The 11,491-nt window shown below is 68.0% G+C and carries 9 protein-coding genes; 4 read left to right on the top strand and 5 right to left on the bottom strand.

Annotated features, from left to right (window positions below; translation table 11 throughout):
- Positions 1–105 precede the first annotated feature (105 nt).
- Entirely contained in the window at positions 106–555 is a 450-nt protein-coding gene (locus tag VF536_RS06815) for a VOC family protein (RefSeq protein ID WP_331614059.1), read from the top strand.
- 37 nt (positions 556–592) lie between these two features.
- On the opposite strand, the gene VF536_RS06810 is transcribed toward VF536_RS06815, so the two are convergent.
- A complete protein-coding gene (locus tag VF536_RS06810) occupies positions 593–1,597 on the bottom strand; it encodes an AraC family transcriptional regulator (RefSeq protein ID WP_331614058.1) in 1,005 nt (334 codons plus the stop codon).
- Positions 1,598–1,707: 110 nt separating this feature from the next.
- On the opposite strand from VF536_RS06810, the gene VF536_RS06805 reads away from it, so the two are divergent.
- Positions 1,708–2,568 (top strand): SDR family oxidoreductase, encoded by an 861-nt coding sequence (locus tag VF536_RS06805; protein WP_331614057.1) that lies wholly within the window; start codon positions 1,708–1,710, stop codon positions 2,566–2,568.
- 35 nt (positions 2,569–2,603) lie between these two features.
- Here the strand turns inward: VF536_RS06805 and VF536_RS06800 are convergent, their stop codons facing one another.
- From VF536_RS06800 to fusA, 3 genes are all read right to left on the bottom strand, one after another.
- Positions 2,604–3,845: a type II toxin-antitoxin system HipA family toxin gene (locus tag VF536_RS06800; protein ID WP_331614056.1), complete on the bottom strand. Its 1,242-nt coding sequence runs from the start codon at positions 3,843–3,845 to the stop codon at positions 2,604–2,606.
- On the bottom strand, positions 3,826–4,098 hold the full coding sequence (locus tag VF536_RS06795; protein ID WP_331614055.1) for a helix-turn-helix domain-containing protein: 273 nt from the start codon (positions 4,096–4,098) through the stop codon (positions 3,826–3,828). The genes VF536_RS06800 and VF536_RS06795 overlap by 20 nt, the downstream gene beginning before the upstream one ends.
- Positions 4,099–4,330: 232 nt before the next feature.
- Positions 4,331–6,433: an elongation factor G gene (gene fusA, locus VF536_RS06790; protein ID WP_331614054.1), complete on the bottom strand. Its 2,103-nt coding sequence runs from the start codon at positions 6,431–6,433 to the stop codon at positions 4,331–4,333.
- Between the two features lie 300 nt (positions 6,434–6,733).
- Between fusA and VF536_RS06785 the strand changes: the two genes are divergently transcribed.
- Both VF536_RS06785 and purL read left to right on the top strand, forming a co-directional pair.
- On the top strand, positions 6,734–7,006 hold the full coding sequence (locus tag VF536_RS06785) for a hypothetical protein (protein WP_331614053.1): 273 nt from the start codon (positions 6,734–6,736) through the stop codon (positions 7,004–7,006).
- A 122-nt stretch (positions 7,007–7,128) separates the two neighbouring features.
- Positions 7,129–11,145 carry a phosphoribosylformylglycinamidine synthase gene (gene purL, locus VF536_RS06780; protein ID WP_331614052.1) on the top strand — a complete coding sequence of 1,339 codons (4,017 nt, stop codon included), beginning with the start codon at positions 7,129–7,131 and terminating at the stop codon, positions 11,143–11,145.
- 20 nt (positions 11,146–11,165) lie between these two features.
- On the opposite strand, the gene VF536_RS06775 is transcribed toward purL, so the two are convergent.
- The coding region (locus VF536_RS06775) for a hypothetical protein (protein ID WP_331614051.1) at positions 11,166–11,491 on the bottom strand (326 nt) is incomplete at its 5' end.

Here is an 11,491-nt window from a genome sequence, read left to right as displayed (position 1 = left end):
CGAACAGCTCGACCTATGCTCGCCCGGTGCGTGTGTTGGTGGTGTCTACGGAGGCCTTCGCTGATATCGTGCGCCTCTAGTCGACCACCGACGAGGCGCACCGCCGTGCCCCACGACCCCGCCTTCCTGTCCGGTACCGAGAACCGCTCGATGCCCTCGGCCACGGTCATCCCGGTGCTGTACTACCCGGATGTGCCGGTCGCCGTGGCGTGGCTGGTCCGGGTCTTCGGTTTCACCGAACGCCTGCGCATCGGCGACCACCGGGCGCAACTGACGATCGGCAACGGCGCGATCGTCGTGGCTCACGGCGATGCGCCGGTCGATCCGGAGTTCTCCCTCATGGTCCGGGTCGCGAGCGTCGATCAGCACGCTTCACGAGCTGCCGCCGAAGGGGCGGAGCTGCATTCCCAGCCGCAATCGTTCCCGTACGGCGAGCGCCAATACACCGCCTCGGATCTGGCGGGATACGTCTGGACGTTCTCCCAATCCGAGCGCGATGTCGATCCGGGCACCTGGGGCGGAGAACTCCTCGCCGGGCGACCTGACAAATCCTGACCCTCTCTTGCCGTACGTGGCTTGAAGCCGGCAGGCGTCACCCGGCCGACAAGCGCCACGGATCCTGCCGCTCCGCCGCGTCCTGCTGCCGGAACGCTTTCGGCGAGAGTCCGACGGTCCGCTTGAAGACCTTCGAGAACCCGAATGCGTCCTTGTAGCCGACGGCCGCGGCCACGGCCTCCAGGCTGTGCCGCGTCTGCGCGAGCAGCTGCATCGCGCGCTGCATGCGCACCACGCGCAGGTGGTTCAGCGGCGTGTCGCCCATGGCCTCGCGGAAGCGCTCCGCCAGCGCGGTGCGCGACAGGCCGACCCGCTTCGCCAACTCCTCCAGCGTCCACGGATGCGACGGATCGCCGTGCATCAGCGCGACGGCGCGACCCACCGTCGGGTCCTGGACGGCCAGACTCCACCCCACGCTCGTCGCCGCGCGCCGGGAGATCAACTGCCGCAGCGCATAGGTGAACAGCAGATCGAGCAGCCCATGCGTGATGATCTCGGCGCCGGGTTCGGCCTCGCGCAGTTCCTCGACCAGCAGGCCGCCCGCCAGCGCCAGCGGCCCGAGCCGCGGCATGTCCGCCGCGCGCAGCACTGCCCAGACCGGCAGCTCCGCGAAGAACGGATGCAGCGGCGTGTGCCAGAATTGGTAGGCGCCGCTGAGGACGACGGCGTCCGTCTCCGGTGGCGCGACGGACGCGCCTGAACCTCCTGAAACCCCCGAAGCCCCGACGGCGCTGAACGCGTCGAGCGCCACCGTGCGCTGCATGTCGATGTCCTCGACGCGCTGACCGTCCAGCGCGGGGCGCAGGCTCAGCACATGCGGATGACCGCGCGACATCACCGCGATGTCGCCGCCGCTCAGGCGCAGCGGTTCGTCCAGCTCAGGCGCATGCAGCACCACGTTGCCGCGCAGCACCACGTGCAGCCCGATGCTGCGATCGCAGGGGAAGCGAAGCGCGCAATCCGGCGACAGCGCGCTCAGGTCCAGCAGGCGCCGCGACAGGCCCGTGTCGCGCAGGACGGCGCTCAGCAGGTCGATGCTCATGGGTGGGATTCCTGGAACGCAAAGACATGAATTATGGATCTTTGTCCATTCTAGATACGGACTCTGGTTTCTAGCATGGATGCCTCTTCACCTTTTCCGGAGTCCTGATCATGATCGTCATCACCGGCGCCAGCGGCCAACTCGGCCGCCTGGTCATCGACCGCCTGCTGTCCCAGGGCGTCGCGCCCGGGCGCATCGTCGCCGCCGTGCGCACGCCCGCCAAGGCCGCCGACCTGGCCGCACGCGGCGTCGTCGTCCGCGAGGGCGACTACACGCGCCCCGACACGCTGGCCAAGGCCTTCGCGGGCGCGGAGCGTGTGCTGCTGATCTCCTCGAACGACCTGGGCGATCGCGTCCCGCAGCACCGCGCCGTCATCGACGCGGCGAAGGCCGTCGGCGCGGGCCAGCTCGTCTACACCAGCGTGCTGCACGCCGATCGCTCGCCGCTCGGCCTGGCCGGCGAACACCGCGAGACCGAAGCGCTGATCACTGCCTCCGGCCTGACGCACGTGCTGCTGCGCAACGGCTGGTACGTCGAGAACTACCTGGCCGCGCTGCCGATGGCGCTCAAGCATGGCGCCTTTCTCGGCTCGGCGAGGGAAGGGCGCATCTCGTGGGCGGCGCGCGCCGACTATGCAGACGCGGCGGCCGCGGTGCTCGCGCGTCCGATCGGCGGCAACGAGACCTTCGAGCTGGCCGGCGACCGTGGCCACACGTTGACCGAGCTGGCCGCGGAAGTCGCGCGCCAGAGCGGCCAGTCCGTGGCGTACAAGGACCTGCCGCGCGCGGATTACGAGCGCGTGCTGCTCGATGCGGGCCTGCCGGCGCCGCTGGCGGAGCTGCTGGCGGATTCGGACGAGCAGGCCGCGGATGGCGCGTTGCAGGACGACGGCGGCGCGCTGGCGCGTCTCATCGGACGGCCGACGACGACCTTGGATGTGGCTGTGCGCGCGGCGCTTGCCGCGACTTGAGGCAGGATGGGTTCGCTGCAGCAACGGAGCGCTGATCAGCGCCCGTGCAGCAGCCCTTCTTCCCAGACGGCAGAGAGATCGGCCAGCAACGTTTTCGGGATCCGGTCATCGCCGGCAGCCTCCTTGATCGTCTCGCGCATCGCGTCGGCGATGCGTGACAGAACGGGGGCGGGATCTCGAACGTCGCAATGTCGCTGCCCGAAGGCTGTCAGTTCTTCTGTGGTCGGATACGCCTTTGTCTGATGACGACCGGAGTACAGCTTGAGCGCCATCGTGCGGTCTTCCAACTCCGGGCCGCCGGCGTAGCGGGTGTAGCGATACACGGCTGTCGTCACGACGTCGAACATCGGCGCGAGCCATGCGTCCTCTGCGGATCGATACAGCACGCCGAAGTTCTTGAGGTGGGCATCTCCGTTGCGCACCATGACGGAGAAGGCGACCTGCTCGAAGAAGCGTTGCAGGTCTGACTTGGACAGTTGGATGAGCTTGAGCAGATCGCTGACGCGCTGATAGCTGCCGTGGTATTTGCGATCCGACAGTACGTCCCGAACACGCTGGCCGGAGAGCGCGGCCACGTCCTCGAACCCTAGGCGTTCGACGAATCCGCCCGGATGCTGCACAACGTCGAAACGGTCCACCAGCAACAGCTGACCGTCATCGGAGAGGTCAAAACCTGGCACCTCGATTCCCGCACGCTTTGCCGCGCTGAGGCAGAGGAACTCGTTGGCCGCCAGGCCCGGGTAGGCGGGACTCGCCGCCTTCACGATCAGGGAGGGGATGGGGATCGTGGGTCGGTCAGGCACCATGATCTTGGGCTGCATCCCGGCGATCCCGGCGCCGGTATTCAGATAGGCCCGGACAAGTTGATCGAACAGCTCCGGCGTGTAGCGCATCTTCAGCAGCGAGTCGCGGCTGAGCGTCTGCGCACGAGGGGCTGGCGCGTCGCCGGGTAGCGTGTATCCCAATCGTCCGATGCCGTTTTCGCCGATAAGCGCCAACAAGTGCATGGGGGTTGTCGGCTGCTTGGGAAACAGCTCGCGGATCCGCATGAACAGATCGCCTTCCGGCAGGTTCTGATCCATCGACGGAAACAGGTCGCCGGCATGCCACGTCAACTGCTTGCGCGCAGGCATCAGCAACGACACCGACGGCTGGTCGGGCGTGGGGTGGAGATATCGAAACTCGTAGGTCGACGCTTTCAGCAATTGACCGGCTTGTCGATTGCCTCCAATGCTGACGTCCAGCAGCGGCAGCTTTTCAGGCAGCATCGTCGTCATCCCTGGCAAAGCGTTCAGCGAGTTCCTCCATCGTCGGCATTCCCGCATGTTCGAAACGAATGCGCAGCCCCAATGCTCGGGTCACAGCCATGAGCGACGACACGGTGGATTCTTGGCCTGCCTCCAGGCGATAGATCACCTCGCGAACGCGGCTAGCCTTTTCCGCCAGGTCCTTCTTTGAGAGGCCGAGGGCTTCCCGGCGCGCTTTCAACACAAGGCCTATATCCTCGGGGAAGCTGGATGTGTCAGTCATGGCTGACATTTTTGATCTTGAGTTGGATTTATGCAAGCTATGGCTTGCTTTGTTTATCTTTGAATGCAAGCTATGGCTTGCATTTTCTCGAATTTTGTTTTTTTGCTAGCCATGACTGCTGCCAGGCAATCTAGTCGACACGGATTTGGAGCACGTCGTCACTACGTTCTCTTCCAAATGAAGACGGGCCGCGTTGGCGGCCCGTCTCGTCATGCCAACGCGCGTAGGGCGTTCACTTGGCTCGAGCGGTCATGATCGCGTCGGCGACGTTCTTCGGAGCTTCGCTGTAATGCTTGAACTCCATCGTGTACGTCGCGCGGCCCTGCGTGGCCGAGCGCAGCGAGGTCGAGTACCCGAACATCTCCGACAGCGGCACTTCCGCCTTGATGATCTTGCCGCCGCCGACCATGTCGTCCATGCCCTGCACCATGCCGCGGCGGCTGGACAGGTCGCCCATCACCGTGCCGGCGTAGTCCTCGGGCGTCTCGACCTCCACGGCCATCATCGGCTCGAGGATGACCGGGCTCGCGCGCCGGCAGGCTTCCTTGAAGCCCAGCGACGCCGCCATCTTGAACGCGTTCTCGTTCGAGTCCACGTCGTGGTACGAGCCGAAGGTCAGCGTGACCTTCACGTCCACCACCGGATACCCCGCCAGCACGCCGTTGGGCAGGCTGTCGATCACGCCCTTCTCGACCGCCGGGATGAACTCGCGCGGCACCACGCCGCCCTTGATCGCGTCGACGAACTCGAAGCCCTTGCCCGGCTCCTGCGGCGCCAGCGAGAACACCACGTGCCCGTACTGGCCCTTGCCGCCGGACTGGCGCACGAACTTGCCTTCCACGTCCGTCACCGCCTTGCGCACAGTCTCGCGATACGCCACCTGCGGCTTGCCGACGTTGGCCTCGACGCTGAACTCGCGCTTCATCCGGTCCACGATGATTTCCAGGTGGAGCTCGCCCATGCCGGAAATGATGGTCTGGCCCGACTCCTCGTCCGTGCGCACGCGGAAGGACGGATCCTCGGCCGCCAGGCGTCCGAGCGCGATGCCCATCTTCTCCTGGTCCGCCTTGGTCTTGGGCTCCACCGCCTGCGAGATCACCGGCTCCGGGAAGATCATCCGCTCCAGCGTGATGATGGCCTCGGGGTCGCACAGCGTCTCGCCGGTCGTGACGTCCTTCAGGCCGACGCAGGCAGCGATGTCGCCGGCCAGGATCTCCTTGATCTCCTCGCGCTGGTTGGCGTGCATCTGCAGGATCCGGCCGATGCGCTCCTTCTTGCCGCGCGTCGGGTTGTAGACCGAATCGCCCGACTTCAGGATGCCCGAATACACCCGCACGAAGGTCAGCTGGCCCACATACGGATCGGTCATCAGCTTGAAGGCGAGGGCGCTGAACTTCTCGTTGTCGTCGGCCGCACGCGTCGTGTCCTGCTCGTCGTCGTCCGTGCCGTGCACCGGCGGGATGTCCACCGGCGAGGGCATGAAGTCGATCACCGCGTCCAGCATCCGCTGCACGCCCTTGTTCTTGAACGCCGTGCCGCACAGCATCGGCTGGATCTCGCCCGCGATCGTGCGCTTGCGGATCGCGCGCCGGATCTCGTCCTCGGTCAGCTCGCCGGTCTCGAGGTACTTGTTCATCAGCTCCTCGTCGGCCTCGGCCGCCGCCTCGACCATCTTCTCGCGCCACTCGTCGGCCTGCGCCTTCAGCTCCGGCGGAATCTCCTGGTAATCGAAGGTCATGCCCTGCGTGGCGTCGTGCCACAGGATGGCCTTCATCTTCAGCAGGTCGATCACGCCCTTGAAGTTCTCCTCGGCACCGATGGGCAGCACCACCGGCACCGGGTTGGCCTTGAGGCGGTCCACCATCATCTGGCGCACGCGGTAGAAGTCCGCGCCGACCCGGTCCATCTTGTTCACGAAGGCCAGCCGCGGCACCTTGTACTTGTTGGCCTGGCGCCAGACCGTCTCCGACTGCGGCTGCACGCCGCCGACCGAGTCGTACACCATCACCGCGCCGTCGAGCACCCGCATCGAGCGCTCCACCTCGATGGTGAAGTCCACGTGCCCCGGGGTGTCGATGATGTTGATGCGGTGCTCGGGGTAGGAGCGGTCCATGCCCTTCCAGAAGCAGGTCGTCGCCGCGGAGGTGATCGTGATCCCGCGCTCCTGTTCCTGCGCCATCCAGTCCATCGTCGCGGCGCCGTCATGCACTTCACCGATCTTGTGATTGACCCCGGTGTAGAACAGGATGCGCTCCGTCGTCGTCGTCTTGCCGGCGTCGATGTGCGCCGAGATGCCGATGTTGCGGTAGAGCTCGATGGGGGTCTTGCGGGACATGGTGGTCTCCAGTGGCAATGAACGACCCGCGTGCGCCAGCTTCGTTGGAGACGCACGCCGGATCCGAGAACCGACCAATGTAGCGACAAGCCATGACCCCCGCCATCCGCCGATCGGAAGAGCCCGGCACGGCAGGGGGCGGAGACCCTCGGAGCCCGTGACGCAATCCCCCACGAATGGGGGACACGAAAACGGGCGAATGGTGGAATTTGCGCGCGATTACGGCGCAGTACGTCGATACATTCGGTCACTCGAATAATGTTCCAGGGAGTTGGTGTGAAGTTGCGTGTGATTGCCCGCGTGTTGCCCTCTGTCATCGGGTTGTGCGCTCTGACGGCCGGTGCGAATGCCGCCGTGGCGGCCCCGGCCGTCGATGTCGGCATGACCTGTACCGTGCCGGACGGCTGGTGGTCGCTGGACCGCGAGCGGCCGGAGCAGCCGGAGCCGGTCAAGGTCCTGGCCTTGAAGCCCTTGGTCACCGGCACGCCCGGCGCCTGGGTGCAGCCGCAGCGCGGCAAGCTGTCCGACCAGCAACTGCATCTGGCGCTGGAGCGCCTCACCGACTGCCGCTGAGCAGCGCCCTGAGCCGTTCCCGCAGGGCGCGGCGGAGGGGGTAAACCCGGGCTGGGCGGCTGCGCTGGCTAGAATGGCGGGCTCACCGTCGCGGCGCGCGCGGCGCAAACCCCTGGGACCCCATGGCCAGCACCACCTCCTCCAAGCATCTGATTCACTTCGAGGGGGGCAATGCCCTCTCGTCCTTCCGGGCCGCGGCGCTGCTGGCGCGTCTGCAGGCCGTCAGCGACCGCATCGCCGCGGTGCATGCGCGTCACGTCCACTGGGTCTGGACGGACGCCGCCATCGATGAGGAAGGCCGCGGCAAGCTGGCCGCGCTGCTGGACTACGGCGACGCCTACGAAGGTGCGTCGGACGGCGCGCTGATCGTCGTCGCCCCGCGCCTGGGCACGCTCAGCCCCTGGGCCTCCAAGGCCACCGACATCGCCCACAACTGCGGCCTGCCGATCCACCGCGTCGAACGCGTCACCGAATTCCGCCTGACGCTGAAGTCGGGCCTGCTCAGCAGCCTGACGGCCGGCCTGACCGGGGGCGCCAAGCCGCTGACCGAGGCCGAGATCCTCGCCTGCGCCGACCTGCTGCACGACCGCATGACCGAGAGCGTGCTGCTGTCGCGCGAAGCCGGCGCGCACCTGTTCGACGAGAAACAGGCCCAGCCGCTGGCGCACGTGGACGTGCTGGCCCGCGGCCGCGCCGCGCTGGACGAGGCCAACGGCGCCTGGGGCCTGGCGCTGTCCGACGACGAGATCGACTACCTGGTCGCCGCCTTCACCAAGCTGGGCCGCGACCCCAGCGACGTCGAGCTCATGATGTTCGCGCAGGCCAACAGCGAGCACTGCCGCCACAAGATCTTCAACGCCCAGTTCACCATCGACGGCGAGGCGCAGCCGCTGTCGCTGTTCGGCATGATCCGCAACACCGAGAAGCTGCACCCGCAGCACACGGTGATCGCCTACGCCGACAACGCGGCGGTGATGGAAGGCCACGTGATCGAGCGCTGGATGGCGGCCGGCGACCGCCGCGCGCCGAAGTACGAGGCCCGCGCCGAAACCGCGCACGTGCTGATGAAGGTCGAGACGCACAACCACCCGACGGCGATCTCCCCGCACCCGGGCGCGTCCACCGGCGCCGGCGGCGAGATCCGCGACGAGGGCGCCACCGGCCGCGGCGCCAAGCCCAAGGCCGGCCTGACCGGCTTCTCGGTCTCCAACCTGCACCTGCCGGGCCTGTCCGAGCCTTGGGAGAAGAACCCCGTCGGCAAGCCCGCGCACATCGCCAGCGCGCTGCAGATCATGACCGAGGGCCCGCTGGGCGGCGCCGCGTTCAACAACGAGTTCGGTCGGCCCGCGCTGGGCGGTTACTTCCGCGTCTTCGAGCAGGACGTGGACGGCATCCGCCGCGGGTATCACAAGCCCATCATGATCGCCGGCGGCCTGGGCGCCATCCGCGCGGACCTGACCAAGAAGATCGCCTTCCCCGCCGGCTCGCTGCTGATCCAGCTGGGCGGCCCCGGCATGCGGATCGGGATGGGCGGCAGCGCCGCCAGCTCGATGGCCGCGGGCACCAACACCGCCGACCTGGACTTCGATTCGGTCCAGCGCGGCAACCCCGAGATCCAGCGCCGCGCGCAGGAGGTCCTCAACCACTGCTGGGGCCTGGCTGAGCGCAACCCCATCCTGGCCGTGCACGACGTGGGCGCGGGCGGCATCTCCAATGCCTTCCCGGAACTGGTGAACGACGCCGGCCGGGGCGCGATCTTCGACCTGCGCAAGGTCCCGCTCGAGGAGAGCGGCCTGGCACCCAAGGAGATCTGGTGCAACGAGAGCCAGGAGCGCTACGTCCTGGTGATCGCGCCGGAGAGCCTGGAACTCTTCACCGCGATGGCCGAGCGCGAGCGCTGCCCGTTCGCGGTCGTCGGCGTGACGACCGAACAACGTGAGCTGGTGCTGGAAGACGGCGCCGACGGTGAGCGCGCCATCGACATGCCGATGGACGTGCTGCTGGGCAAGCCGCCGAAGATGCACCGCGACGTCACGCGCGTGGCCCGCTCGGGCGGCGCGCTGACGCTGGACGGCGTGGACCTCGCGACCACCGCGCGCACGGTGCTGCGCCACCCGACCGTGGCCAGCAAGCGTTTCCTGATCACCATCGGCGACCGCACCGTCGGCGGCCTGAACCACCGCGACCAGATGGTCGGCCCGTGGCAGCTGCCGGTGGCCGACGTCGCCGTCACGCTGTCCGACTTCAACGGCTTCACCGGCGAGGCGATGAGCATGGGCGAGCGCACGCCGCTGGCCGCCGTCGACGCGCCGGCCTCCGGCCGCATGGCCGTGGCCGAGGCCATCACCAACCTGCTGGCCGCGCCGATCGAGCTGTCGCGCGTGAAGCTGTCGGCCAACTGGATGGCCGCCTGCGGCGAACCGGGTGAAGACGCCGCGCTGTACGACACCGTCAAGGCCGTCGGCATGGAGCTGTGCCCGGCGCTGGGCATTTCCATCCCGGTGGGCAAGGATTCGCTGTCGATGCGCACGCGCTGGAGCGACGACGGTGCGACGAAACAGGTCACCGCGCCGGTCTCGCTGATCATCACCGCCTTCGCGTCGCTGGCCGACGTGCGGGGCACGCTGACCCCGCAACTGCGGGACGGCGACACGACGCTCGTGCTGGTCGACCTCGGCCAGGGCCGCATGCGCATGGGCGGCTCGATCCTGGCGCAGACGCTGAACCAGTTCGGCCCCGAGGTCCCCGACCTCGACGATCCCGCGCTGCTGAAGGCGCTGGTCGCCGCGGTCAACGACCTGCGCGGCCAGGGCAAGCTCCTGGCATACCACGACCGCAGCGACGGCGGCCTGTTCGCCGCGGCGCTGGAGATGGCCTTCGCCGGCCAGCGCGGCGTGAGCCTGAACGTCGACATGCTGGTCACCGAAGGCGACGGCATCAGCGACAGCCGCGCCGAGGTCGGCGACTCCAAGAACTGGGCCTCGCAGGTCAGCGGGCGCCGCGACGAACTGACGCTGAAGGCGCTGTTCAACGAGGAACTGGGCGTCGTGCTGCAGGTCGCCACCGGCGACCGCGACGCGGTGCTGCAGACCTTGCGCGCGCACGGCCTGTCGAAGATCTCGCACGTCGTCGGCAAGACGAACGACGCCAAGCAGGCCGAGGTCTGGCGCGACGCGAAGAAGGTCTTCGCCGCGCCGCTGAACGAGCTGCAGCAGGAATGGGACCAGGTCTCCTGGCGCATCGCCCGCGAGCGCGACAACCCCGCCTGCGCCGACCAGGAACACGCGCTGTCCGGCACGCCGGGCAAGGGCCTGCACTGGTCGCCGAGCTTCGACGTCAAGGACGACGTCGCTGCCGCGCTGATCGCCGGCGGCGTCCGCCCGAAGGTCGCCATCCTGCGCGAGCAGGGCGTCAACTCGCATGTCGAGATGGCCTACGCGATGGCGCAGGCCGGCTTCGACGCCTACGACGTGCACATGAGCGACCTGCAGGCCGGCGCGGTCGACCTGAAGGACTTCAAGGGCTTCGTCGCCTGCGGCGGCTTCAGCTACGGCGACACGCTGGGCGCGGGCGAGGGCTGGGCGCGGTCCATCCTCTTCAACCCGGTGCTGAAGGCGGCCTTCGAGGCCTTCTTCGCGCGCTCCGACAGCTTCGCGCTGGGCGTGTGCAACGGCTGCCAGATGCTGGCGGCGCTGTCGCCGATGATCCCCGGCGCGCAGGACTGGCCGAAGTTCGTGCGCAACCGCAGCGAGCAGTTCGAGGCCCGCCTGGCGCAGGTCGAGATCGTCGACTCGCCGAGCATCTTCTTCACCGGCATGGCCGGCAGCCGCCTGCCCATCGCGGTCGCGCACGGCGAGGGCTTCGCGGACTTCTCGCAGCGCGGCAACGCCGACCAGGTGCTGCGCGCGATGCGCTACGTCGACGGCGACGGCCAGCCGACCGAGCAGTACCCGCTCAACCCCAACGGCAGCCCGCAGGGCCTGACCGCGGTGACCACGGCCGACGGCCGTTTCACCGCGCTGATGCCGCATCCGGAGCGCGTGTTCCGCAACATCCAGATGAGCTGGACCGGCGGCGACGCCGGCGAGTTCAGCCCGTGGATGCGGATGTTCCGCAACGCGCGCAAGTGGGTGGGCTGACGCGGGTGGGCTGACCGCGGTCAGCCCGCCATGGCCCTGACCCAGACGCCGTCGCTGGTGCCCGGGCCGTTCCTGCACACCATCACGTAGATGCCCTTGGTGTCCTGGTGGAGCGCGATGTTGCCGCCGGACATGCCCGCCTGGATGCCGTGGGCATTGCAGGGGGCGCCGGGCGCGCGTGTCGGGATGCGGATGCCGCCGTGCCGGGAATCCAGATCCCCTGCGTTCTGGCTCAGACCTGAGAAATCGCCATACCCGCGGCCCCGGATGGCGAGGATGCCGCCGTTCAGGGTCAGCCCCGGCGATGCCCAGTCGCGGTGCAGCGGCGGACCGCCCATCGTCAGGT

This window comes from Roseateles sp., from assembly GCF_036486225.1.
Classification (GTDB): domain Bacteria; phylum Pseudomonadota; class Gammaproteobacteria; order Burkholderiales; family Burkholderiaceae_C; genus Roseateles.
Note: the sequence above shows the minus strand (reverse complement) of the source record. Positions and strands in the feature narration are given on the sequence as shown.